Here is a 24,920-nt window from a genome sequence, read left to right on the forward strand (position 1 = left end):
AGAGGTCCCATGCCCAACCGCCCACCTCTCGACGCTATCACCGCCCGCTGGATTCCCTGGGTTGTCGCCATTGCCTTCTTCATGCAGTCCCTCGACGGGACGATCCTCAACACCGCCCTGCCCGCCATGGCCCGGGACCTAGCCGAAGATCCATTGCGCATGCAGGGCGTGATCATCGCCTACATGCTCACCGTCGCCTTGCTGATTCCCGCGTCCGGCTGGATCGCCGATCGCTTCGGCACCAGGAAGATCTTCTTCAGTGCGATTCTGCTGTTCAGCCTCGGCTCGCTGCTCTGCGCATTGTCGACCAGCCTGACCCAGTTGATCGGCGCCCGGGTGATTCAAGGCCTGGGCGGGGCGTTGATGTTGCCGGTCGGGCGGCTGGTGGTGTTGCGTGCCTATCCGCGCTCGGAACTGGTGCGGATCATGGGCTTCATCACCATTCCCGGGCTGCTTGGCCCCTTGATCGGCCCAACGATGGGCGGCTGGATGGTGCAATACCTGACCTGGCACTGGATCTTCCTGATCAACCTGCCGGTGGGGCTGGTCGGTTGCTACGCCGTGTGGAAATTCATCCCCGACCTGCGCGGTTCCGAGCGCACGCGCTTCGATAGCCTGGGTTTCGTGCTGTTCGGCGCGGCGATGATTCTGATCACCATTGCCATGGAAGGCCTGGGGGAACTGCACCTGCCGCACCTGCGGGTGATGTTGCTGCTGTTCGGCGGCATGGCGTGTCTGGCGGCGTACTGGCTGCGCGCCGGGCATATCGAGAACCCGTTGTTCGCGCCGTCGCTGTTCAAGACCCGGACCTTTGCCGTGGGCATTCTCGGCAACCTGTTCGCCCGCCTCGGCAGCGGCGCCCTGCCCTTTCTGGTGCCATTGCTGCTGCAAGTGGCGCTGGGCTATTCGCCGTCCCAGGCCGGGATGAGCATGCTGCCACTGGCGGCAGCGGCGATGATCGCCAAGTGGGTGGCGCGGCCGCTGATCGAGCGTCTGGGTTACCGCATCGTGCTCACCGGCAATACCCTGGCGCTGGGGATCATGCTGGCGAGCATGGGCCTGGTCAGCGAGCAGACGCCGTACTGGCTACTGCTGTGTCTGCTGGCGATCCTTGGCGCGATCAACTCCTTGCAGTTCACCGCGATGAACACCGTGACCCTGATCGACCTCGACGATGCCAGCGCCAGCAGCGGCAACAGCCTGCTGTCGGTGGTCGCGCAATTGTCCCTGAGTCTGGGGGTTGCGTGCGCGGGGGCATTGCTCGGTGGCTTTACAGCGGAGATTGGCAATGATGGCGTGGACACTGTTTTGGGGGCATTCCAATTGACCTTCGTGACCGTAGGAATCATGGCGATGCTGGCCGCTACGATCTTCTCGCAACTGTCAAAAAATGACGGACGGCGAGTTAAGCGTCCGGAAGAACACATAGAGCCTTAGGGCGAATGGCCACCGGACTGGTACACTGCGCGACATTTTGTTTTGCAGGCCAGTCCCGTGACCACCATCGCCACCGAATTTAATACTTTGCCGCTGTCCGCCGCCATGCTGGCTAACCTCGACTCCCTCGGTTATGCCCAGATGACGCCGATCCAGGCGCAAAGCTTGCCGGTGATCCTCAAGGGGATGGACCTGATCGCCCAGGCCAAGACCGGTAGCGGCAAGACCGCGGCCTTCGGCATCGGCCTGCTGAACCCGATCAATCCGCGTTACTTCGGTTGCCAGGCGCTGATCCTGTGCCCGACCCGCGAGCTGGCCGACCAAGTCGCCAAGGAAATCCGTCGCCTGGCCCGTGCCGAAGACAACATCAAGGTCCTGACCTTGTGCGGCGGCGTGTCCCTCGGCCCGCAGATCGCTTCGCTGGAACACGGCGCGCACATCATCGTCGGCACCCCAGGGCGCATCCAGCAGCACCTGCGCAAGGGTTCGCTGGTGCTCCACGGCCTGAACACCCTGATCCTCGACGAAGCCGACCGCATGCTCGACATGGGTTTCTACGATTCCATCGAAGAAATCATCATGCAGGCCCCGGAGCGTCGCCAGACCCTGCTGTTCTCCGCCACCTACCCGGTAGGCATCAAGCAGTTGGCCTCGAAGTTCATGCGCAACCCGCAGCAGGTGAAGGCCGAGGCGTTCCACGACGACACGCAGATCGAGCAGCGCTTCTACGAGATTTCCCCGGATGACCGCATGAGTGCGGTGACCAAGGTTCTTGGCCACTTCCGCCCGGCCTCCTGCGTGGCCTTCTGCTACACCAAGCAGCAGGTTCAGGAAACCGTCGACCACCTGACCGCCAAAGGCATTTCCGCCGTCGGCCTGCATGGCGATCTGGAACAGCGTGACCGCGACCAGGTGCTGGCGATGTTCGCCAACCGCAGTACTTCGGTGCTGGTAGCGACCGACGTCGCAGCACGCGGCCTCGATATCGATTCCCTGGACATGGTGATCAACGTCGAACTGGCCCGTGATTCGGAAATCCACATCCACCGCGTCGGCCGTACTGGCCGCGCCGGTGAGAAAGGCCTTGCGATCAGCCTGGTGGCGCCGTCCGAAGCACAGCGCGCCCAGGCCATCGAGCAATTGCAGAAAACACCATTGACCTGGGATCAGGTGGACAACCTCACCTCCAAGGGTGGTGGCCCGCTGTTGCCGCAGATGAGCACCCTGTGCATCGCTGCCGGCCGTAAGGACAAGGTTCGTCCGGGCGACATTCTTGGCGCACTGACCGGTGACGCCGGCATCCCCGGTGCCCAGGTCGGCAAGATCGCGATTTTCGACTTCCAGGCCTATGTGGCCGTGGAGCGCGGCGTCGCCAAGCAGGCCTTGCAGCGTTTGAACGACGGCAAGATCAAGGGCCGTTCGTTGCGCGTACGTATTTTGTAAGCGATCTTCGACCCGAAGAAGATCCCCTGTGGGAGCGAGCCTGCTCGCGATAGCGGACTGTCAAACAACATCTATGTTGAATGTGCAGCCCCATCGCGAGCAGGCTCGCTCCCACAGTTTGTTTTGTGGTGGAACACTAAGAGGACACCGTTTTGCGCTCTACCGAAGTCGTGATCATTGGCGCTGGCGCCGCAGGGTTGATGTGTGCACTGACCGCCGCCGGGCGCGGGCGCAAGGTGTTGTTGCTCGACCATGCCAACAAGGCCGGCAAGAAAATCCTGATGTCGGGCGGTGGCCGCTGCAATTTCACCAACATGTACACAGAACCGGGCAATTTTCTCTCGCAGAACGCGCACTTCTGCAAATCCGCCCTGGCCCGCTACACCCAGTGGGATTTCATCGGCATGGTGGCCAAGCACGGCGTGCCGTACCACGAGAAAAAACTCGGCCAGTTGTTCTGCGATAACAAATCCAGCGACATCCTTGAGATGCTGCTCAACGAGTGCGATCAGGTCGGCGTCAGCCTGCACCTGGACACCTCGATCCAGACCATCGAGAAGCTCGAAAGCGGCTACCTGCTGGACACCACGCTCGACCAAATCACCTGCGAATCCCTGGTGATCGCCACCGGCGGCCTGTCGATCCCGACCCTGGGCGCCACCGGTTTCGGTTACCAGGTGGCCAAACAGTTCGGCCACGAGCTGCTGCCGACCCGCGCCGGCCTGGTGCCGTTCACCATCACCGATCAGCTCAAGGCCTTGTGCACTGAGCTGTCCGGTACATCGGTGGATTGCCTGGTGAGCTGCAACGACCAGAGCTTCCGCGAGAACATCCTGTTCACCCACCGCGGCCTCAGCGGCCCGGCGATTTTGCAGATTTCGTCGTTCTGGGAGTCCGGCGATACCGTGGAGATCAACCTGTTGCCGGATCACGACGTGCCGGGCTGGCTGCAACAGCAACAAGCCGAACGCCCCAACAGCGAGCTGAAAACCCTGCTCGGTGAAATCTTCACCAAGAAGATGGCCAACCTGCTGGCGGACAACTGGTTCGTCTCCAAACCGATGAAGCAGTACACCCACGCGGAACTGGCCGATATCGCGGAAAAACTGGCGAGCTGGAAAGTCGTGCCCGCCGGCACCGAAGGCTATCGCACCGCCGAGGTGACCCTGGGCGGCGTCAACACCAATGAAGTGTCGTCCAAGACCATGGAATCGCTGAAAAGCCCGGGGTTGTACTTCATCGGTGAAGTGCTGGACGTGACCGGGCATCTGGGCGGGTTCAATTTCCAGTGGGCGTGGGCTTCGGGCTACGCGGCTGCGCAGTACGTCTGATCCAACCCAAAACCTGTAGGAGCGAGCCTGCTCGCGATAGCGGTCTAACAGTCGACATCAATATTGAATGTACCGGCCTCATCGCGAGCAGGCTCGCTCCTACATTGAATACGCGTGGTATCAAGGAACAGATTTTGCTGTCTGATGTGATCGACGCCATTGCGTCGGCGTCATTAGTGGCTCAATTTAGCGTCATTGCCTCGGAAGGCCTTCGCATTTCATGTCATCGACTTCGTTCCGCCAGTCTCTGCGTCGCCTTTGGGCGCTGGATAAATTCAGCTACAGCGTGCGGGTATTCATTGCCCTGACCGGCACCATGGCGCTGTGTTGGTATCAGGATGAAATGGGCCTGCTGATCCCGTTGTTCCTGGGGATTATCGCCAGTGCCCTGGCAGAAACCGACGACAGCTGGCAGGGCCGTATCAACGCGCTGGCCGTGACGCTGGTGTGTTTCGCGGTTGCCGCCCTGTCTGTCGAACTGCTCTTCCCCTACCCCTCGCTGTTTATCATCGCCTTCGCCCTGGCCGCGTTCTGCCTGACCATGCTCGGCGCCCTCGGCGAACGCTATGGCGCGATTGCCTCGGCGACGCTGATTCTGTCGGTCTACACCATGATCGGCGTGGACCAGCGTGGCGGTGCGGTCAGCGACGTCTGGCACGAGCCGTTGCTGCTGGTGGCCGGTGCTGCCTGGTACGGCTTGCTGTCGGTGCTGTGGCAGGCGCTGTTTTCCAATCAGCCGGTGCAGCAGAGCCTGGCGCGGTTGTTCCGTGAGCTGGGCTTTTACCTGAAGCTGAAATCCTCGCTGTTCGAGCCGATCCGGCAGATGGACGTGGAGGCGCGGCGCCTGGAACTGGCCCAGCAGAACGGTCGGGTGGTGGCGGCACTGAACGCCGCCAAGGAGATCATCCTGCACCGGGTCGGCAACGGTCGCCCGGGGTCGAAAGTCAGCCGCTACCTCAAGCTGTACTTCCTCGCCCAGGACATCCACGAACGCGCCAGTTCTTCGCACTACCCTTACAACGCCCTGGCCGACGCCTTCTTTCACAGCGACGTACTGTTCCGCTGCCAACGCCTGTTGCGTCAGCAAGGCAAGGCCTGCCGGGCCCTGGCCGAATCGATCCAGATGCGCCAGCCGTTCACCTATGACGCCAGTTTCGCCGAGGCCCTGAGCGACCTGGATGCCTCCCTCGAACACCTGCGCATCCAGAGCAACCCGGCCTGGCGCGGCTTGCTGCGTTCACTGCGGGCACTGGCGGCCAACCTCGGTACTCTCGACCGCCTGCTCAGCGATGCCAGTAACCCCGACGCCCTGGCCGACGCCACCGACAGCAGCCTGCTCGACCGTTCGCCGCGCAGCCTCAAGGACGTGTGGCTGCGCTTGCGCACGCAGCTGACGCCGACCTCGCTGCTGTTCCGCCATGCCCTGCGATTGCCTCTGGCCTTGAGCATCGGCTACGCCATGGTGCATTTGATTCATCCGTCCCAAGGCTACTGGATCATCCTCACTACGCTGTTCGTCTGCCAACCGAACTACGGCGCCACTCGCCGCAAACTCGGTCAACGGATCATCGGCACCGCCATCGGCCTGACCTTGGCCTGGGCGCTGTTCGACCTGTTCCCGAACCCGCTGATCCAATCGTGTTTCGCCATTGCCGCCGGGGTGGTGTTCTTTACCAACCGCACCACCCGCTACACCCTGGCGACGGCTGCAATCACCCTGATGGTGCTGTTCTGCTTCAACCAGGTGGGTGACGGTTACGGGCTGTTCCTGCCACGGCTGTTCGATACCTTGCTCGGCAGCCTGATCGCCGGGCTGGCGGTGTTCCTGTTCCTCCCGGACTGGCAGGGCCGACGCCTGAACAAAGTGCTGGCCAATACCCTGGCCTGCAACAGCATTTACTTGCGCCAGATCATGCAGCAATACGCGGCGGGCAAAAGCGACGACCTGGCTTACCGCCTGGCCCGCCGCAACGCGCACAACGCCGATGCGGCGCTGTCGACCACACTGGCCAACATGCTGATGGAGCCGGGACACTTTCGTAAGGAAGCGGATGTGGGCTTCCGCTTCCTGGTGCTGTCGCACACGTTGCTCAGTTACCTGTCGGGCCTGGGCGCGCACCGGGAAACCCAACTTCCGGCGGACGTGCGCGAGCATTTGATCGATGGGGCCGGGGTGAAACTGGCCGCCAGCATCGACGCGATCGCCCAAGGGCTGGCGAGCAAGTCTTCGATCGAGATTCAGAGCGATGAAGAAGAAGCACTGGCCAATGAACTGGAACAGATGCCTGATGAAATCGATGAGGGGCAGCGGTTGGTGCAGACACAACTGGCGCTGATCTGCCGGCAGTTGGGGCCGTTGAGGACGCTGGCGGCGCATCTCATCAAGGACACCAGCGAGGATTGAGATTTGTGGTGTCTGGGCGGGCCTCATCGCGAGCAGGCTCGCTCCCACAGGGGGCTCTGGTGTTCATAAAACTTGTGTCGACTGAAGATCTACTGTGGGAGCGAGCCTGCTCGCGATGAGGTTATCAGCAACAGCACAGTATCTGGATCAACTCACTTACATCCCATGCTGCCTCATCAACTTGTCATAACTCCCGTCCGCCTTCATCGCCGCGATCTCGCGGTCGAAACCGGCAACGATCCGTGCATGCTCAGGATTCTTCAGGCTGACCATGATATGCAGGCTGTTCTCGCTTAATGGCTTGGGCAGGAACTCCACGGCGTTTCGCACCTTGGGCGACTCACGAGCCAGGTAGTAGCGGGCGACGAACTCATCTTCCAGCGTCAGCTTGACCCGATCGGCCGCGAGCATGCGCACCGCCATGGCAAAGCTGTGCACAGGGATTTTCTGCAACGACTCGTCGTTGTCGAACGGAGGCGAATAGGCGTATCCACGTACGATGGCGATCGGATAAGTGTGCAATTGCTGCAGGTTATTGAATTCGATGGGCGCGTCTTTGCGCTTGAGAAAGCGCACGCGATTGAGCAGGTACTCGCCGGAGAACTGGCCAAGCCTGGTTCGCTCCTCGGTATACCAGGCGTTGACCAGCACGTCGTATCGGCCCTCACCCAACCCCATCAAGGCCCGTGCCCAGGGCACCTGCTCGAAATCACTGGCATAACCGGCCCTGGCGAGCGCGGTACTGACAATGTCTGTGGCCAACCCACCGTTGACGAGCGTGGCGTCGGTAAAGGGTGGCCAGGCATCAGCGACCAACCGCAGTTTTTCTGCCGCCGCCCCCTGAACCAGCAACAGCAATCCAATCAAGGCAAAAGCTCGATGCAATCGCGGCATGCCAGGAAATCCTTAGCGGGCAGGTTGCCCGACGTGTTTTCAGCCAAAACCCCAAGGCCCCTGTACCGGCAAGACCCGGGTACTCAACATTAGCTCATCGACGCCACAGCACAGCGCTTCGATCCAGATTACACAAAGAAGACATCCGCGCGAGAAATGAATGATGGCATTTTGGCCTATGTCACAGATTCTTCCGCCATAAAGACTTCTGGCGTGAGTGCGCTTAGTATCGGAACGACGTTTTCAGGGAATCAAAACATGACAGTCGATTGGATCTGCAAACACCACAGCGACCTGGGCAAGGAGCAGCTGTACGCCATTTTGCAGTTGCGTGCGCAAGTGTTCGTCGTCGAGCAGCAATGCGCTTATCAAGACGTGGATGACCAGGACCTGGAAGGTGACACTTGTCACTTGATGGCCTGGGACAGCAATCAACTGGTGGCCTATCTGCGGCTGCTCGACCCGGAACTGCAAGGCGGGGACGTAGTGATCGGTCGGGTAATCATTGCTCCACACGCACGAGGCGCCGGGCTTGGACATGAGTTGATGGACCAGGCGTTGAAGCAGATTGAAGAACGCTGGCCGGAAACGCCGATCTACCTCTCGGCCCAGACGCATTTGCAGGGGTATTACGGGCGGTACGGGTTTGTCGTGACGGGCGAGGAGTTTATCGAGGATGGCATTCCACACATTGGCATGCGTCGTTCCTGAAGGCCCTATCGCGAGCAGGCTCGCTCCCACACTGGATTGTGTTAACAACTCAAATCAACTGTGGGAGCGAGCCTGCTCCGGGCGGCGTTCCGACGATGGCGTCAGCTCCGGCAATGCAGATCTCAGGGATACTCCAGCACCGCCTTGATCTGCCGCAGATTACGCTCGATCCACCCGCGATCGATCGCCCCCCACTCGCGAATCCGATAGCGCCCCGCATGGTTGCGCGCGCCTTCTTCCTGCTCGAACTCACAAACGATATCCAGATCCGCCAACGCCGCGATGGTGTCCTGCGCCGTGCGCCGGGGCATGCCGGTGACCTCGGTCAGCGCCGGGACACTGCTGGCCAGCCCGCTGTCGATCAGGTACGCCACGTACAACCGGCGATAGAAGCTGCTCTTGGTCTTGCTCACGTCCATCCAATGCTCCTCAAAAGATCGCAGCCTGCGGCAGCTCCTACAGATCCCGCCACGTCAGGTACACCCGCACATCAAATTCCACCTGGTGATAACCCGGCAGCATGTGCTCGCACAGTTTGTAGAATGCCTTGTTGTGGTCCGATTCCTTGAAGTGCGCCAGCTCATGCACCACGATCATTTTCAGGAACTCGCAAGGCGCTTCCTTGAACAGCGACGCGATGCGGATTTCCTTCTTGGACTTGAGCTTGCCACCCTGCACCCGGGAAATCGTGGTGTGCAGGCCAAGGGCACGGTGGGTCAGGTCCAGGCGGTTGTCGAACAGCACCTTGTCGATGGCCGGGGCATTACGCAGGTATTCCTGCTTGAGGTCCAGGGCATAGGTGTACAGCGCCTTGTCGCTCTGCACCCCGTGCTTTTGCGGGTAACGCTGGCTCAGGTAATCGCCCAGCCGACCGTCGGCGATCAGCTGGCGCACCTGATCCTGCAAGGTAGCGGGATAAGCCTGGAGATATTTCAACACGGTCATCGGGGCGGCAATACAGGTCACTAAAAGTTCGCCAGTGTAGCGAATTCAGCGGGCCAGCGCGCTCCAGTCAAACGGCTGGACAAAGACCCCGGTGTCTTCGGCCATCATCGGCCGGGCCACCAGAAAGCCTTGCACATATTCACAGTCATTGGCTTGCAGCCATTCATACTGCGCGACGGTTTCAACCCCTTCGGCAATCACCAGCATCCCGAACTGTTTGCACAGGTCGATCACACTGCGCACCAGCGCCGCATCCCGTACCGACTCCGGCAACCGGGCGATCAAATGGCGGTCGATCTTGAGGGTATCCAGCTCCAGGTCGCGCAAGAGCGACAGCGAGCAGGGTCCGGCCCCGAAGTCATCCAATGCCACTCGTACGCCCAGATTGTGCAGCAGGCGCAATTGCTTGCGGGTTTCTTCGGGGTTGTGCATCAAGGCCTCTTCCGTGACCTCGACTTCCAGATGACGCGGTTGCAAGCCATGGCGCTCCAGCACCTGGCGCAACTCGGTGACCAGGTTGGGCATGCCGAACTGCGTACTGCTCAAGCTGACGCCGAGCACCAGGTCCTCGGTAAACAGAGCCCCCCAGGCTTTGCGCTGCCCGATGCTGCGATGGTAGATCCAGCTGCCCAGGCGACTGATCAGCCGCGCCTCCTCCAGCAATGGCAAAAACAGCCCCGGGGGGACATCGCCAACGCTCGGATGCTGCCAGCGCAACAAGGCCTCGAAGCCACGAAGCCGCCCGTCGGCAATCGCCACCTGAGGCTGATACACCAGATTGAAATCGCGGTTCTCGATGGCTGTGCGCACACTTTCTTCCAGCATCAGCCGCGTGCGCGCCCGGCCGTTCATTTCGTGATCGTAGAAGCGATATTGCTGGCGGCCGGCACGCTTGGCTTCGTACATGGCGATGTCGGCCGCCCGCAGCATACCGTCGAGATTGGCGCCACAATCGGGGAACGTGGCGATGCCGATGCTGGCACCCAGCACGATATCGAGGCCATCGACCTGCTGACAGATCGACACTCGCTCGATGAGTTTCTCGGCAATCTTCGCCGCCTGCTCGGGGAACTCCAGATCCAGCAGCACAGTGAATTCGTCGCCGCCCATCCGCGCCAGAATGTCGAAGGGCCGCAGGCAAGCCTTCAACTGTTCGCAGACCCAGCGCAGCACCCGATCGCCGGCATCGTGCCCGAGCGAATCATTGACTCGCTTGAAGCCGTCGAGATCCAGGTACATCAAGACCCAGGAACTGTCGGAACGCTCACCGCGCAACAGCAGGTTCTCTACTGTCTGATAGAGCCCCCGGCGGTTGAGCAATCCGGTCAGCGGATCGGTGACCGCCTGAAACTCCAGTTGCTGATGCAGATGGCGCACCACCGACATGTCCAGCACGGTCACTACCATCGCCTGTTGCTCGGCGGGCAATGGCGCGCAGGACAAGGCCACCGGCACCTGCTGGCCGGGCGCCGTCCGTAGCAGGGCATCGTGCAGGCGCAGGGTTTCGCCGCGTTTGTATCCGGCCAGCAACTCGGAATCGGCCCAGATCGGGATATGCGGTTTTTGCAGGTAGTCCACAAACTCCTTGCCTTGCAGTTCCTGCACCGTGGCATTGAGCAACCGTGACATCGCCGGATTGGCAAAACGAATCAGACCGTCCTCACCCAATACCAGAATGCCTTCGGCAGCGTTATCCAGCACAGACGCATTAAAGGCACGAGCCGCTTCCAGATCATGACTCAGGCGCTGCAAGGCTCGGCGGTTACGCTGGTGTTCGAGCAACACCTGGACCCTGGGCGTGAAGATCTGCGGGTCGAACGGCTTGAACAGGTAATCCACCGCACCACTGGCATAGCCCTTGATCATGGCGTCCCGGGACTGTTCGTTGGCGGTCAGGAAAATGATCGGCGTGAGACGGGTCCGCTGGCTACCGCGCATCAGGCGCGCCACTTCATAGCCGTCCATGCCCGGCATCTGCACATCCAGCAGCACCAGGTCGATGTCGTGTTCAAGTAACAAACCGAGGGCCTCGAAACCCGAGGCGGCAGTAATGACCCGCCAGTCCTGGCGCTGTAACAACGCGCGCATGCTGATCAGGTTTTCAGGGTAATCGTCGACGACTAAAAGGGTTGAGCCGCCGTCTACTGGCGTGGGTTGCGCGCATTCCATGCTGCTTCTCTAATTGCGGGGGTGTCAGGCCGGCTTCTCGTGAAAACCGGACAAATACGGTGCCATCACTCTAGACCCGGTTCTGCAAAAGCAGAAGGTGTCAGTAGGCCATCATCTAATCATTGTGTCTTTTTACCGACTAACGGTCGATGGTTCAGCTCCATGAAAACCGGGAAGATGGCATTTCGACAGGATGTTGACGTCAACCACCCGTCAGGCGGGCGTTAACAAAATCTCCCGCTACGCTTATAAAGGCCGCCCCAAAGGCGCGGCCTAGAGCTTCTTGCACGCCCGTGCAGCATCAATCAAGTGGAAGAACCGACATGATCGATCTCGCAACCTGGAACCTCAGCGTTCCCGTCGGCAGCCCGCCGTACACCGTCGAAACCGCCAAACTGGTGGATGGCTTCAAGGATCAATACTTCCATTCAGATACTGGCACATTGTTTTTCTGGACGCCCGTGACCGGCTCCCGTACCGAAAACGCGATTTATCCACGCACCGAATTGCGTGAAACCTACAGCAACGGCACGTTGAAAAACTGGTATTACCCGGAGGCCGACAATTTGTTGTATGCCACTCTGGCAGTAAACCAGGTGCCGAGTTCCGGGAAGATCGTCATCGGCCAGATCCATGCCTATCAAAGCCAGAAACCAATGGTGAAGGTCGAATACCAATACAAAACCAGTACAGGCACCGGCAATATCGTTGCCAAGGTCCGGATGCATCCCGATGACGATACAGGGCGGGTGATCACCGTTGCGACGGGGGTGAAACTCGACCAGGAGTTCAACTACCTCATTCACCTCAGCCCCGGTGGCGCCTTGGGCATCAGCGCGGCAGGTTATCAGTGGGATACGCAAATCAGCACAACCTGGCGCGACAAACCGCTGTACTTCAAGGCCGGGGTGTATGTGCAGGACAACACCGGGTACACCACTGAAGGCGGCAAAGTGACCTTCAGCAAGCTGGATATCGATCACAACCAGTAGGCCCTTGAACGCCTCCGCTACATCTGACTTCCAAAAAGAAAAACCGTCCACGACGGTTTTTCAAGTCAACTTAGCTCATTGGCAACGCGTAAAATCACCTCATACACATCAACATAAAACTCTTCGAAGGGTCATAATCCTTCTCCGCACTGCCAACCAAATGAGTAATAATTTTTACGCCGCCAGAACTTGGCGTACCGGCCAACTTTGCATTTGCATAAAAAATATCATCAAATGTATCAACATCCGTTACAGAGACAGCACAAAATGCCGGAGCACTTTTAAAAACCCCTGTTTTGAAAACGACCTTATAAATGGAATAATATCCTGAACGAGGATCGACCTTTACAGCAGAAATCCATTCTGATGATTTTGCCAGTACCTTACCCCGGCTATCGATCGAAGCAGTAAAAATGCCATCCTCCGATGCAGCTGAGCCCATGCTCGGCAAAATCAACAGAAAAACACTGCTACAGAAACACCTTAATATTTTACTGAATAACATCAGCATCTCCTTTCATCCATGAAGTTATGCACGACTCACGTACGAGTTAATTTAAATATCAAAACCCCACAGCAATCAACCAAGCAACAAAAATAAAGAATAACACTTCGCACACACTCTATTTTCCCTACAGAAACCCGAACCACAAAGAACTCTCAAACGCCTTATTTCTCACAATAATAAATATTACAGACAATAAAAAACCCGCATCGCTGCGGGCTTTTTAATTCAACATTAACGCGCTGAAAACTTAGTTGACCTTGGCGTTCAACTCACCCTTCAGGTAACGCTGGTACATCCCTTCCAACGAGATCGCCTTGATCTTCGAAGCGTTGCCGGCAGTGCCGAAGGCTTCGTAGCGAGCGATACACACGTCGCGCATGGCAGTGACGGTCGCGCCAAAGAATTTACGCGGGTCGAACTCGCTCGGGTTGGTAGCCATCAGGCGACGCATTGCGCCAGTGGATGCCAGACGCAGGTCGGTGTCGATGTTGACCTTGCGCACGCCGTGCTTGATGCCTTCGACGATTTCTTCAACCGGTACGCCGTAGGTTTCCTTGATGTCGCCGCCGTACTGGTTGATGATCGCCAGCCACTCTTGCGGAACCGAAGACGAACCGTGCATCACCAGGTGAGTGTTCGGAATGCGCTTGTGGATTTCCTTGATGCGGTCGATGGCCAGCACGTCGCCGGTAGGCGGCTTGGTGAACTTGTACGCGCCGTGGCTGGTACCGATGGCGATGGCCAGGGCATCCACCTGAGTGCGTTTTACGAAGTCAGCGGCTTCTTCCGGGTCGGTCAGCATCTGGCTGTGATCCAGAACGCCTTCGGCGCCGATGCCGTCTTCTTCACCGGCCATGCCGGTTTCCAGCGAACCCAGGCAGCCCAGCTCGCCTTCTACCGAAACGCCGCAGGCGTGAGCCATGGCCACGGTTTGTTGGGTAACACGCACGTTGTAGTCGTAGTCGGTCGGGGTCTTGCCGTCTTCGCCCAGGGAACCGTCCATCATCACCGAGCTGAAGCCCAGTTGAATGGAGCGCTGGCAGACGTCAGGGCTGGTGCCGTGGTCCTGGTGCATGCACACCGGAATGTGCGGGAATTCTTCGATGGCTGCCAGGATCAGGTGACGCAGGAACGGTGCGCCGGCGTATTTGCGAGCACCGGCCGAAGCCTGGACGATCACCGGGGAGTCAGTCTTGTCAGCGGCTTCCATGATGGCGCGCATCTGCTCAAGGTTGTTGACGTTGAAGGCTGGAACGCCGTAGCCGAACTCGGCTGCGTGGTCCAGCATCTGGCGCATGCTGATAAGTGCCATTGTGTATATCTCTCCCGGTTGAGGGTCGTTAATCGTGCCAGCCTGCCGTAGCGGCGGCGGCTATTCAAGTTTTTGCAGATCGGGGGTTGGCCCGGGCTGCGGATTCGGGTGTTGCATCAACTCTAAAACGTCGGTCCCTCTGTGGGAGCGAGATTGCTCGCGATGGTGGCCCAGACAACGCGGGCATTCAGGCACCCAGCGTCATCGTTAACGACCATCGCGAGCAAGCTCGCTCCTACAGGTGACAACCACGGCCAATCAAATCATTGGTGGCGACCCAGTAAACCAGGCCTTCCTCACCTTTTATGTGAAACGCCAGCATGTCATTGCTGTACAGCGAACCCGATGCACCCGGTTCCTGCTTCAAGCGGTAGACCTGATCGGCACCGCCCAGGCGCACGTCGACTTCCCTAAGGCTGTCGTCGGTGTAGCGCCACAGCACTTTGGCCTGGCTGTCGCAGGTCCAGGTGGTCCAGTTATCCACAGGCGCGGACGACTGGAACAGGTTCAACTGAGTACAACCCGCCAACAACGCCAATGCCGCAACTGCGATAAAACCTTTCATCCGTGCCCCTCGACTGACGGCGCACGCCGCCAGCCCTGAGTAAAGAGTCAGACCCGTCAAGGACAGCCATGTTCCTTGGCGGGTGCCTGGGTCTCGTATTTGTCCAGGCCCTCGGGACCTGCGCGCTTGTTGAGCACCGGATTGGTTTCCGCCTGCCAGTCGGCCTGGTAGCAACCGCTCTGTGGCGCAGACGGCGCAGGTTCCGGCGTGGCTTTCGGGTTACTCCCGCAAGCCGCCAGTGAACCCGCGACGATCAACAGCGCTAACGTCTTGACCATTTCAACACTCCCTGCCTGGTCAAACGGGCGACCCTCAGGCCTTGGCCCGGCTTTCCAGGACTTCAACGGCTGGCAGCACTTTGCCTTCGACGAATTCGAGGAACGCGCCACCGCCGGTAGAGATGTAGGAGATCTGCTCGGCCACACCATACTTGTCAATGGCGGCCAGGGTGTCGCCACCGCCGGCAATGGAGAACGCTGCGCTGTCCGCGATGGCCTGGGCCAGGACTTTGGTGCCGTTACCGAACTGATCGAATTCGAACACGCCGACCGGACCGTTCCACAGGATGGTTTGCGACGACTTCAGCAACTCGGCGAAATTCGCCGCGGTCTGCGGACCGATGTCCAGGATCATGTCGTCGGCAGCAACGTCAGCGATCAGCTTGACGGTCGCAACGGCGCTTTCGGCGAATTCCTTGGCAACCACTACGTCCACTGGCAGCGGTACGCTGACCTTGGCGGCGATGGCGCGAGCGGTGTCCAGCAGGTCCGGCTCGTACAGGGATTTACCGACCGGATGACCGGCAGCGGCCAGGAAGGTGTTGGCGATGCCGCCACCAACGATCAACTGGTTGCAGATCTGGCTCAGGCTGTTCAGCACGTCGAGTTTGGTCGACACCTTGGAGCCGGCGACGATGGCCGCCATTGGCTGGGCCGGGGCGCCCAGGGCTTTGCCCAGTGCGTCCAGTTCAGCGGCCAGCAGCGGGCCGGCAGCAGCGACTTTGGCGAACTTGGCCACGCCGTGGGTCGAACCCTCGGCACGGTGAGCGGTGCCGAAGGCGTCCATCACGAACACGTCGCACAGGGCGGCGTATTGCTGGGCCAGTTCGTCGGCGTTCTTTTTCTCGCCTTTGTTGAAGCGCACGTTTTCGAACAGCACGATGTCGCCCGCTTTCACGTCAACACCGCCCAGGTAATCGGCCACCAGCGGCACTTCACGCCCCAGAGCACGGCTCAAGTAGTCAGCGACTGGCTTGAGGCTGTTCTCGGCCGAGAACTCGCCTTCGGTCGGACGGCCAAGGTGCGAGCAGACCATCACGGCCGCGCCTTTTTCCAGGGCCAGCTTGATGGTCGGCAGCGAGGCCAGGATACGCGCATCGCTGGTGACAACACCGTCCTTGACTGGGACGTTGAGGTCTTCGCGGATCAATACGCGCTTACCTTGCAGATCGAGGTCGGACATCTTCAACACGGTCATGGGTCGCACTTCCTACGGTTTTTTTGAAATTGCTGTTTGCAGATAGTGTTCTGCAACGTCCAGCATTCGGTTGGCAAAACCCCATTCGTTGTCGAACCAGGCCAGGATGTTCACCAGCCGTGGGCCGGAAACGCGGGTCTGACTGGCATCGACGATGGCCGAATGTGGGTCATGGTTGAAATCACAGCTTGCGTGGGGTAGCTCGGTGTAGGCCAGCAGGCCTTTGAGCGGGCCGCTGGTGGCGGCTTCGCGCAGGATCCGGTTGACCTCGGTGGCGTCGGTCGCGGTGGCGGTCTGCATCGTGATATCGAGGCAGGACACGTTGACCGTCGGCACCCTCACGGCTTTGGCCTGAATTCGTCCGGCAAGTTCCGGCAGCAGCCGTTCGATACCACGCGCCAGACCGGTGGACACCGGAATCACCGACTGGAACGCCGAACGGGTGCGGCGCAGGTCTTCGTGGTGATAGGCATCGATGACCGGCTGATCGTTCATCGCCGAGTGAATGGTGGTGATCGACACGTAGTCCAGGCCAATGGCCTGATTCAGCAGGCGCAACAGCGGCACGCCGCAGTTGGTGGTGCAGGACGCGTTGGACACCAGCAACTCGTCGCCGGTCAGGCAATCCTGGTTCACGCCATAGACGATGGTCGCGTCTACATCCGTCTCGCTGGCCATCGGCTGGGAAAACAGCACACGCGGGGCGCCGGCGTCGAGGAAACGCCGGCCATCTTCGCGAGTGTGATAAGCGCCGGAGCACTCCAGCACCAGATCGACGCCCAGGGACGCCCAATCGATGCCTTCGGGGGTGGCACTGCGCAGGACCTTCACGCAGTCGCCATTGATATGCAGACAATCGCCGTCGACCTTCACTTCGCCGGGGAACCGGCCATGGGTGGAGTCGAAACGTGTCAGGTATTCGATGCTGGCCATGTCTGCCAGATCGTTGATCGCGACAATCTCGAACCCGGCCTTGTCGCCTCGCTCGAACAACGCACGCAAGACGCAACGACCAATCCGGCCGTAGCCGTTGAGTGCAACTTTGTAAGGACGCGGTTGAGGCATGGGGTTCTCGATTACCGATGTGAATCAGTCAGTGTTGCGCCGTTCGAACCACCGCTTTCGCGAGCAGGCTCGCTCCCACAGGAGAATGCATTCCAATGTGGGAGCGAGCCTGCTCGCGAAGGCGACAGTCCAGACGACGCAACTTCTGGATCAGTCTTCCAGCAGCTCTTCAGCCTGACCCAGGATGTTTTCCAGGGTGAAGCCGAACTCTTCGAACAAGGCCGGCGCAGGCGCCGACTCGCCGTAGGTGGTCATGCCGATCACGCGGCCTTCCAGGCCCACGTACTTGTACCAGTAGTCCGCATGGGAAGCCTCGATGGCGATACGGGCGCTGACCTGCAACGGCAGGACCGATTGCTTGTAGCCGGCTTCCTGGGCATCGAACACGCTGGTGCACGGCATGGACACCACGCGAACCTTGCGACCCTGCTCGGTCAGTTTGTCGAAGGCCTGAACGGCCAGGCCGACTTCCGAACCGGTAGCGATCAGGATCAGCTCAGGCTCGCCCGCGCAGTCCTTGAGCACATAGCCACCACGGCTGATGTCGGCGATCTGGCCGGCGTCACGGGTTTGGTGCTGCAGGTTCTGACGCGAGAAGATCAGGGCCGAAGGACCGTCCTTGCGCTCCAGCGCGTACTTCCAGCTCACCGCCGATTCAACGGCGTCGGCTGGGCGCCAGGTATCGAGGTTCGGCGTGCAGCGCAGGCTGGCCAGTTGCTCGATTGGCTGGTGAGTCGGGCCGTCTTCGCCCAGACCGATGGAGTCGTGGGTGTAGACGTGGATCACCCGCTGCTTCATCAGGGCCGACATGCGCACTGCGTTGCGCGCGTATTCCATGAACATCAGGAAGGTCGCGCCGTAAGGCACCAGGCCGCCGTGCAGGGCGACGCCGTTCATGATCGCGGTCATGCCGAACTCGCGCACGCCGTAGTACATGTAGTTGCCGCTGGCGTCTTCGGCGGTGACGCCTTTGCAGCCTTTCCACAGGGTCAGGTTGGAACCGGCCAGGTCAGCCGAACCGCCGAGGAACTCAGGCAGCAACGGGCCGAACGCGTTCAGGGCATTCTGGCTGGCTTTACGGCTGGCGATGGTTTCGCCCTTGGCGGCCACTTCGGCGATGTAGGCCGAGGCTTTTTCCGAGAAGTCAGCCGGCAGGTCACCGCTCAGACGACGTACCAGTTCGCTGGCTTCGGCAGGGAATGCTGCGGAGTAGGCAGCGAAACGCTGATCCCACTCGGCTTCCACGGCTTTACCTGCTTCCTTGGCATCCCACTCGGCGTAGATATCGGCCGGGATTTCGAACGGGCCGTGATTCCATTTCAGCGCTGCACGGGTCAGGGCGATTTCCGCGTCACCCAGTGGGGCGCCGTGGCAATCTTCCTTGCCTTGCTTGTTCGGCGAACCGAAGCCGATGGTGGTCTTGCAGCAGATCAGGGTTGGCTGATCGCTTTTGCGCGCAGTGTCGATCGCCGTCTTGATCTCTTCCGGGTCGTGACCGTCGACGTTGCGGATCACTTGCCAGTTGTAGGACTCAAAACGCTTCGGCGTGTCGTCGGTGAACCAGCCTTCGACTTCGCCATCGATGGAGATGCCGTTGTCATCGTAGAAGGCGATCAGCTTGCCCAGGCCCAGGGTACCGGCCAGGGAAGCGACTTCGTGGGAAATGCCTTCCATCATGCAGCCATCACCCAGGAACACATAGGTGTGGTGGTCGACAATGTTGTGGCCAGGACGGTTGAACTGCGCTGCCATGACTTTTTCAGCCAGGGCAAAACCCACGGCGTTGGCCAGGCCTTGGCCCAGTGGGCCGGTGGTGGTTTCTACGCCCGGGGTGTAGCCGAGTTCCGGGTGGCCCGGGGTGCGGCTGTGCAGTTGACGGAACTGCTTCAGGTCGTCGATCGACAGGTCGTAGCCGGTCAGGTGCAGCAGCGAGTAGATCAGCATCGAGCCGTGGCCGTTGGACAGCACGAAGCGGTCACGGTCGGCGAACGATGGATTGCTCGGGTTGTGCTTGAGGTAGTCGCGCCAAAGTACCTCGGCGATATCCGCCATACCCATCGGGGCACCGGGATGGCCGCTGTTGGCTTTTTGCACGGCATCCATGCTGAGGGCACGAATGGCGTTGGCACGCTCACGACGGCTAGGCATCGCTGTTCTCCTGGGGGCTTGAATAAAACGAAACGGAAAAAAGGCGAGCATTTTCCCTCACCGGGCCGCCTCGGGGCAATGACAGATAGTCATCTGGAGGCGTTTTTCCAATGGATAACGACGTATTAACGTGATGAAACCTTTCTGCTCTGGCTTTGTTGACTGAACCTAACGTCAAGAAGTGCCACCTATCGAGCAATATCAAAACTTTTTGATATTGCTCTTGCGATGCTTTCGGCTCGTGACTAGACTGCCGGCCTTATGAATTTACGCGTGCCCTCCATTCAACATGACGATTGCGATGAGCTGGCGGCCTTGTGCAAGGCTGGTGGCGATCCCCTGCGTTTGAATGTTTTGCGCGCACTGGCCAACGATTCGTTCGGTGTGCTGGAGCTGGCGCAGATCTTCGGTATCGGCCAGTCAGGCATGAGCCACCACCTCAAGGTACTGGCCCAGGCCGACCTGGTGGCAACGCGCCGCGAAGGCAATGCGATTTTCTACCGTCGCGCCCTGCCCCATACCGAACTGCTGGGCGGCAAATTGCACGCAGCCCTGCTCGAAGAAGTGGACAACCTGACGCTACCGGCCGACGTACAGTCGCGTATCGCCCAGGTCCATGGGCAACGGGCGGCCGCCAGCCAGGACTTTTTCTCACGGGTTGCGGAGAAGTTTCGCGCCCAGCAAGACTTGATCGCCGGCCTGCCGCAATACCGCGAAAGCGTGGTGGCCCTGCTCGACAAGCTGAGCTTCGACAAAGACGCCACGGCCATTGAAGTCGGCCCCGGCGATGGCGCATTCCTGCCGGAACTGGCGCGCCGCTTCGCGCAGGTCACGGCGCTGGATAACAGCAGCGCGATGCTCGAACTGGCGCGCCAGGTCTGCGAACGCGACAAGCTGACTAACGTTAGCCTGCAACTGGCCGATGCATTGAACGGCGTCAGCCTCAAGGCCGATTGCGTGGTACTGAACATGGTGCTGCACCATTTTGCCGCGCCGGCCGATGCGCTCAAGCACATGGCCAATTTGCTGCAATCAGGCGGTAGCCTGCTAGTGACAGAGTTATGTAGCCACAACCAGAGTTGGGCCAAGGAGGCCTGCGGTGATCTCTGGTTGGGGTTTGAACAGGACGATCTGGCCCGTTGGGCCACCGCTGCGGGACTCGTTCCCGGGGAAAGCCTCTATGTAGGCTTACGTAATGGTTTCCAGATCCAGGTCCGCCATTTTCAGCGGCCGGCTGGCGACACTCACCATCGGTAATTTCAGGAAAACATCGAGATGAGCGAATACTCCCTTTTCACCTCCGAGTCCGTGTCTGAAGGGCATCCGGACAAAATCGCCGACCAGATTTCTGATGCGGTGCTGGACGCCATCATTGCTGAAGACAAGTTCGCCCGTGTGGCGTGCGAGACTCTGGTGAAAACGGGCGTGGCGATCATCGCCGGCGAAGTCACCACTTCCGCCTGGGTTGACCTGGAGCAGATCGTTCGTGACGTGATCACCAACATCGGCTACACCAGCTCCGACGTCGGCTTCGACGGCGCGACCTGCGGCGTGATGAACATCATCGGCAAGCAGTCGCCCGACATCAACCAGGGTGTTGACCGTGCCAAGCCTGAAGATCAGGGCGCCGGCGACCAGGGCCTGATGTTCGGCTACGCCAGCAATGAAACCGACGTACTGATGCCTGCACCGATCACCTTCTCGCACCAGCTTGTACAAAGGCAAGCCGAAGCCCGTAAATCCGGCCTGCTGCCTTGGCTGCGTCCGGACGCCAAGTCGCAAGTGACCTGCCGTTACGAAAACGGCAAGGTTGTCGGTATCGACGCCGTCGTTCTGTCGACCCAGCACAATCCGGAAGTGTCGTACAACGACCTGCGCGAAGGCGTGATGGAGCTGATCGTCAAGCACGTGCTGCCTGCCGAACTGCTGAGCAAGGACACCCAGTTCCACATCAACCCGACCGGCCAGTTCATCATCGGCGGCCCGGTGGGTGACTGCGGCCTGACCGGTCGCAAGATCATCGTCGACAGCTACGGCGGCATGGCCCGTCACGGCGGTGGCGCGTTCTCCGGCAAGGATCCATCGAAGGTTGACCGTTCGGCGGCCTACGCCGGTCGTTACGTGGCCAAGAACATCGTCGCTGCCGGCCTGGCCGAGCGCTGCGAGATTCAGGTGTCCTACGCCATCGGCGTTGCCCAGCCGACGTCGATCTCGCTGAACACCTTCGGCACCGGCAAGATCAGCGATGACAAGATCGTCAAACTGGTCCGCGAAGTGTTCGACCTGCGTCCATATGCGATCACCACCATGCTCGACCTGCTGCACCCGATGTATCAGGAAACCGCTGCGTACGGCCACTTCGGTCGCACCCCGGCGACCAAGACCGTTGGTGACGACACCTTCACCACGTTCACCTGGGAAAAAACCGACCGCGCCGACGCTCTGCGTTCTGCTGCCGGCCTGTAAGACTTCCCCGCAACACCCGAAGCCCCGCACGGTTCGCGCCTTGCGGGGCTTTTTATTGCCTTGCGCTTGAGGCCGCGTAGCCGCAATCGCGAGCAGGCTCGCTCCCACAGTTGATCTTTGGCGTGACTGATACCTGTGGGCAAACGCAAATCCCTGTGGGAGCGAGCCTGCTCGCGAAGAGGCCCGCCCAGTCACCAGAAACACTCGGTAAAAACCCCACCCGCTACGCCAACTGATACTGACCTAGCCTTCACGCACCTCACCGAGCAAGGACGCTCAAGATGCTTCCCGACCTGCGCCTGTTTTTCGCCGTTCTACTGACCTTTGCCCACCTGACCGCCAACGCCACCGAGTGCCCGGACTGGCCATCCGAACGCGCCCAGAACGAAGTCGGCAAACTGCAACAACAAATCGACCTCTGGGACGACAGCTATCACCGTCAGGGACGCTCACTGGTTGCCGATGAACTCTACGACCAGTCCCGCGCGCGACTCACCCAATGGCGCCACTGCTTCAATCTGAGCCCGTCCGCAGACCCCTTGCGCACTGCGCGTGGCACGCTGCCCCACCCCATCGTCCACACCGGCCTGGACAAACTGCACGATCGGCCCGCCGTGGAAAAATGGCTGCGTGACCGGGTGGACGTCTGGGTCCAGCCTAAAATCGATGGTGTGGCGGTGACCCTGGTTTACCGCAACGGTCTGTTGGCCCAGGCAATCAGCCGCGGCGACGGCGAGAGCGGTCAGGACTGGACGGTTCCTGCGCGGCAGATTCCGGCCATCCCGCAACGGCTATCGCAGGCCCGGGACTTGATCGTGCAAGGCGAATTGTATTGGCGCCTGACCGATCATGTACAGGCCCGGGCCGGTAGCCTCAATGCTCGTGGCTCGGTAGCCGGCCTGATGGCGCGCAAGATCTTGAGCACCGAACAGGCCACCAACATCGACTTGTTTGTCTGGGACTGGCCCCAAGGGCCGGCGAGCGTGCCCGCGCGTGCCGTGGCGCTGACTGCGCTGGGCTTCCCGAGTACCACGGCATACAGCCAGCCAATCGCCTCCGTCGTCGATGCCGAACGCTGGCGCGAACACTGGTATAACTCCGCCCTGCCCTTTGCCAGCGACGGCGTGGTCCTGCGCCAGAACCAGCGCCCAGCCGCCGAACGCTGGCAGGCCAGGTCACCCTACTGGGCCATCGCCTGGAAATACCCCTTCGCCCAGGCACTGGCCGATGTCCGCAAGGTTCATTTCAGGATCGGCCGGACCGGGCGAATCACTCCGGTACTTGAACTGACCCCGATAAAGCTCGATGACCGGCAGATCAAACACGTCAGCGTCGGTTCGTTGCAGCGCTGGCAGGCGCTGGACATCCGTCCGGGTGATCAGGTCGCCATCAGCCTGGCCGGGCTGACCATTCCCAGGCTCGATAGCGTTGTATTACGCAGCAGCGAGCGCGCCGAATTGAACGTGCCGCTGGCAGCAGACTTCCATTTATTGAGTTGCTGGCAACCGACTCCGGGCTGCGAGAGCCAGTTTCTCGCGCGCCTGACCTGGCTCAGCAGCAAACAGGGTCTGGCGCTGCCCAATGTGGGTCCGGGTACCTGGGAAAAACTTCTTGCAACAGGTCGCCTGAACAGTCTGCTGGATTGGTTGACCCTCGACGCCCAAGAGCTTGCTACCATTGACGGTTTCGGCGAGCGCAGCGCGGCTCGCCTTGCAGACAGCTTCAACCGAGCCCGGCAACGCCCGTTCGCGCACTGGCTCAAAGCCCTGGGATTGCCGCCGACAGGCCAGGCGCATCTCGGCGATTCATGGCAGGTACTGGCGCAGCGAGACATCGAACAATGGCGGGCCGAGGCCGATATCGGGCCAGGACGCGCGGCGCAACTGAACGCATTTTTCCGCGATCCGCAGGTTCTGGCCTTGAGTGAAACGTTACGTGATGCGGGGATTGACGGCTTTTAGCTGTCGGCCCTGCGCCCACCGGGAACCCCAGGGGACCGCTGGGCTCCAACAAGCCATTGCCACACCGGCTTGCTTGCTTTCCTACATGGAGCTTTTATGAAATTTCTTTCACCGCTCGCCCTGTTGACCCTTTGCAGCGTGCTGGCCACCCCGTTGATGGCGGACGAGGAAGCGCCGGGGCTGACCGGTTGCGCCGCCAAGAAGCAAGGTATCGTCAACCAGATCGAACTGGCCAAGGTCCACGGCAATGCCGACCAGCAGGCCGGCCTGGAAAAGGCCCTGAGCGAAGTCGAAGCCAACTGCACCGACGCCTCGCTGAAGAAGGAACGGGAAAACAAGGTGCTCGACGCCAAGCACGAAGTCAGCAAGCGTCAGGCGGACCTCGACAAGGCCATGAGCAAAGGCGACGCTGACAAGATCAACAAGCGCAAGGACAAACTCGCCGATGCCCGCAAGGAATTGCAGAACGCATTGGATGAGCTGGATAAGTAAAAACAGATAACGAACATAGATTTCGGTGTTGCCGAAGCAGTCTTCGCGAGCAGACTCGCTCCTACAGGGTCATGCGGTCTCCTGTGGGAGCGAGCCTGCTCGCGAAGACGTCAGACCGGGCACCGCTGGGTCAATGATCCCGAAACGCCTTATGACAAGCACTGCAAGCATCTTCGACTTTCTGCACCGCCGGCCCCAGGTTGCTGACCTTGTAGGGTTGAACCTGGCTGGCGATCACCAATTCACCGGTGGCGCTTTCAAGGTCGCGGGCCATTGCCTGAAAGCGTGTCTGCTGCTCCCAGACATCGCTCTTGGCGCTGGTGTGATCTTCCTCGCGCACTTGCGGAAAATGCTGCCACGGCTCACGGGACAACGCATCGAGTTTCACCGCGCCTTCGGCGAACTTCGGGCCATCGAACGCAATGCGCCCACGCAACATGCCGCCCAGGTCTTCGCCAGTATTGAGCATCTGCTTGAAAATGGCCTTGCGCTGGCCGAGCGGCGAGTTGGGGTCGATGCCGCCACAAGCGGACAACGTCAGGCAGGCCAGCAATACAACAGAAAGTCTTTTAAGAGTCATGGTGGTTTCAGGTCACGGGAA

Annotated in this window: 22 protein-coding genes; 10 read left to right on the top strand and 12 right to left on the bottom strand. The window is 60.1% G+C overall.

The window, feature by feature from the left end:
- The first annotated feature begins 9 nt into the window (after nucleotides 1-9).
- The 4 genes from mdtD (at nucleotide 10) to yccS (ending at nucleotide 6,615) form a co-directional block, all read left to right on the top strand.
- Nucleotides 10-1,437 (top strand): multidrug transporter subunit MdtD, encoded by a 1,428-nt coding sequence (gene mdtD, locus WHX55_RS28825; protein WP_150756672.1) that lies wholly within the window; start codon nucleotides 10-12, stop codon nucleotides 1,435-1,437.
- A 105-nt stretch (nucleotides 1,438-1,542) separates the two neighbouring features.
- The gene (dbpA, locus tag WHX55_RS28830; protein WP_256589093.1) at nucleotides 1,543-2,880 is read left to right on the top strand and encodes an ATP-dependent RNA helicase DbpA; all 1,338 of its coding nucleotides are present in this window, start codon (nucleotides 1,543-1,545) and stop codon (nucleotides 2,878-2,880) included.
- 152 nt (nucleotides 2,881-3,032) lie between these two features.
- Nucleotides 3,033-4,211: an NAD(P)/FAD-dependent oxidoreductase gene (locus WHX55_RS28835; RefSeq protein WP_353741721.1), complete on the top strand. Its 1,179-nt coding sequence runs from the start codon at nucleotides 3,033-3,035 to the stop codon at nucleotides 4,209-4,211.
- Between the two features lie 220 nt (nucleotides 4,212-4,431).
- Nucleotides 4,432-6,615, top strand: coding sequence for a YccS family putative transporter (gene yccS / locus WHX55_RS28840; RefSeq protein ID WP_150725105.1), 2,184 nt, complete (start codon nucleotides 4,432-4,434; stop codon nucleotides 6,613-6,615).
- Between the two features lie 156 nt (nucleotides 6,616-6,771).
- Here the strand turns inward: yccS and WHX55_RS28845 are convergent, their stop codons facing one another.
- Nucleotides 6,772-7,509 (bottom strand): transporter substrate-binding domain-containing protein, encoded by a 738-nt coding sequence (locus WHX55_RS28845; RefSeq protein ID WP_150759061.1) that lies wholly within the window; start codon nucleotides 7,507-7,509, stop codon nucleotides 6,772-6,774.
- Between the two features lie 258 nt (nucleotides 7,510-7,767).
- Here WHX55_RS28845 and WHX55_RS28850 point away from each other — a divergent pair, with 258 nt between their 5' ends.
- On the top strand, nucleotides 7,768-8,220 hold the full coding sequence (locus WHX55_RS28850) for a GNAT family N-acetyltransferase (RefSeq protein ID WP_151214102.1): 453 nt from the start codon (nucleotides 7,768-7,770) through the stop codon (nucleotides 8,218-8,220).
- Nucleotides 8,221-8,342: 122 nt separating this feature from the next.
- Here WHX55_RS28850 and WHX55_RS28855 read toward each other — a convergent pair whose 3' ends face one another.
- From WHX55_RS28855 to WHX55_RS28865, 3 genes are read right to left on the bottom strand one after another with little or no spacing between them, the layout of a single operon-like run.
- Nucleotides 8,343-8,639: a winged helix-turn-helix domain-containing protein gene (locus tag WHX55_RS28855; RefSeq protein WP_007894945.1), complete on the bottom strand. Its 297-nt coding sequence runs from the start codon at nucleotides 8,637-8,639 to the stop codon at nucleotides 8,343-8,345.
- Between the two features lie 37 nt (nucleotides 8,640-8,676).
- Nucleotides 8,677-9,165, bottom strand: a complete 489-nt coding sequence (locus WHX55_RS28860; protein ID WP_102699232.1) for a M48 family metallopeptidase — start codon at nucleotides 9,163-9,165, stop codon at nucleotides 8,677-8,679.
- Nucleotides 9,166-9,210: 45 nt separating this feature from the next.
- The gene (locus WHX55_RS28865; RefSeq protein WP_150755137.1) at nucleotides 9,211-11,334 is read right to left on the bottom strand and encodes an EAL domain-containing protein; all 2,124 of its coding nucleotides are present in this window, start codon (nucleotides 11,332-11,334) and stop codon (nucleotides 9,211-9,213) included.
- A gap of 323 nt (nucleotides 11,335-11,657) precedes the next feature.
- On the opposite strand from WHX55_RS28865, the gene WHX55_RS28870 reads away from it, so the two are divergent.
- On the top strand, nucleotides 11,658-12,326 hold the full coding sequence (locus tag WHX55_RS28870) for a polysaccharide lyase family 7 protein (RefSeq protein WP_150725100.1): 669 nt from the start codon (nucleotides 11,658-11,660) through the stop codon (nucleotides 12,324-12,326).
- A gap of 94 nt (nucleotides 12,327-12,420) precedes the next feature.
- On the opposite strand, the gene WHX55_RS28875 is transcribed toward WHX55_RS28870, so the two are convergent.
- From WHX55_RS28875 to tkt, 7 genes are all read right to left on the bottom strand, one after another.
- Nucleotides 12,421-12,831 carry a hypothetical protein gene (locus WHX55_RS28875; RefSeq protein ID WP_353741722.1) on the bottom strand — a complete coding sequence of 137 codons (411 nt, stop codon included), beginning with the start codon at nucleotides 12,829-12,831 and terminating at the stop codon, nucleotides 12,421-12,423.
- A gap of 250 nt (nucleotides 12,832-13,081) precedes the next feature.
- Complete coding sequence (gene fba / locus WHX55_RS28880) at nucleotides 13,082-14,146, bottom strand: class II fructose-bisphosphate aldolase (protein ID WP_007981624.1); 1,065 nt, start codon at nucleotides 14,144-14,146, stop codon at nucleotides 13,082-13,084.
- 235 nt (nucleotides 14,147-14,381) lie between these two features.
- The gene (locus WHX55_RS28885; RefSeq protein WP_150755135.1) at nucleotides 14,382-14,711 is read right to left on the bottom strand and encodes an MliC family protein; all 330 of its coding nucleotides are present in this window, start codon (nucleotides 14,709-14,711) and stop codon (nucleotides 14,382-14,384) included.
- A 56-nt stretch (nucleotides 14,712-14,767) separates the two neighbouring features.
- Nucleotides 14,768-14,989: a hypothetical protein gene (locus WHX55_RS28890; RefSeq protein ID WP_150725097.1), complete on the bottom strand. Its 222-nt coding sequence runs from the start codon at nucleotides 14,987-14,989 to the stop codon at nucleotides 14,768-14,770.
- A 34-nt stretch (nucleotides 14,990-15,023) separates the two neighbouring features.
- On the bottom strand, nucleotides 15,024-16,187 hold the full coding sequence (locus tag WHX55_RS28895) for a phosphoglycerate kinase (protein WP_150725096.1): 1,164 nt from the start codon (nucleotides 16,185-16,187) through the stop codon (nucleotides 15,024-15,026).
- A 12-nt stretch (nucleotides 16,188-16,199) separates the two neighbouring features.
- On the bottom strand, nucleotides 16,200-17,252 hold the full coding sequence (gene epd / locus WHX55_RS28900) for an erythrose-4-phosphate dehydrogenase (RefSeq protein ID WP_353741723.1): 1,053 nt from the start codon (nucleotides 17,250-17,252) through the stop codon (nucleotides 16,200-16,202).
- Nucleotides 17,253-17,402: 150 nt separating this feature from the next.
- The gene (tkt, locus tag WHX55_RS28905) at nucleotides 17,403-19,400 is read right to left on the bottom strand and encodes a transketolase (RefSeq protein ID WP_150725094.1); all 1,998 of its coding nucleotides are present in this window, start codon (nucleotides 19,398-19,400) and stop codon (nucleotides 17,403-17,405) included.
- Nucleotides 19,401-19,661: 261 nt separating this feature from the next.
- Between tkt and WHX55_RS28910 the strand changes: the two genes are divergently transcribed.
- The 4 genes from WHX55_RS28910 (at nucleotide 19,662) to WHX55_RS28925 (ending at nucleotide 24,319) form a co-directional block, all read left to right on the top strand.
- Nucleotides 19,662-20,657: a metalloregulator ArsR/SmtB family transcription factor gene (locus WHX55_RS28910; protein ID WP_150725093.1), complete on the top strand. Its 996-nt coding sequence runs from the start codon at nucleotides 19,662-19,664 to the stop codon at nucleotides 20,655-20,657.
- Nucleotides 20,658-20,675: 18 nt separating this feature from the next.
- The gene (metK, locus tag WHX55_RS28915) at nucleotides 20,676-21,866 is read left to right on the top strand and encodes a methionine adenosyltransferase (protein WP_008050251.1); all 1,191 of its coding nucleotides are present in this window, start codon (nucleotides 20,676-20,678) and stop codon (nucleotides 21,864-21,866) included.
- 281 nt (nucleotides 21,867-22,147) lie between these two features.
- Nucleotides 22,148-23,827 (top strand): NAD-dependent DNA ligase LigB, encoded by a 1,680-nt coding sequence (ligB, locus tag WHX55_RS28920; RefSeq protein ID WP_353741724.1) that lies wholly within the window; start codon nucleotides 22,148-22,150, stop codon nucleotides 23,825-23,827.
- A 96-nt stretch (nucleotides 23,828-23,923) separates the two neighbouring features.
- Nucleotides 23,924-24,319 carry a DUF1090 domain-containing protein gene (locus WHX55_RS28925; RefSeq protein WP_150755132.1) on the top strand — a complete coding sequence of 132 codons (396 nt, stop codon included), beginning with the start codon at nucleotides 23,924-23,926 and terminating at the stop codon, nucleotides 24,317-24,319.
- Between the two features lie 130 nt (nucleotides 24,320-24,449).
- On the opposite strand, the gene WHX55_RS28930 is transcribed toward WHX55_RS28925, so the two are convergent.
- The gene (locus WHX55_RS28930; protein WP_353741725.1) at nucleotides 24,450-24,899 is read right to left on the bottom strand and encodes a cytochrome c; all 450 of its coding nucleotides are present in this window, start codon (nucleotides 24,897-24,899) and stop codon (nucleotides 24,450-24,452) included.
- Between the last annotated feature and the right edge of the window lie 21 nt (nucleotides 24,900-24,920).

The organism is Pseudomonas fluorescens (genome assembly GCF_040448305.1).
Taxonomy (GTDB): Bacteria; Pseudomonadota; Gammaproteobacteria; order Pseudomonadales; family Pseudomonadaceae; genus Aquipseudomonas; species Aquipseudomonas fluorescens_BH.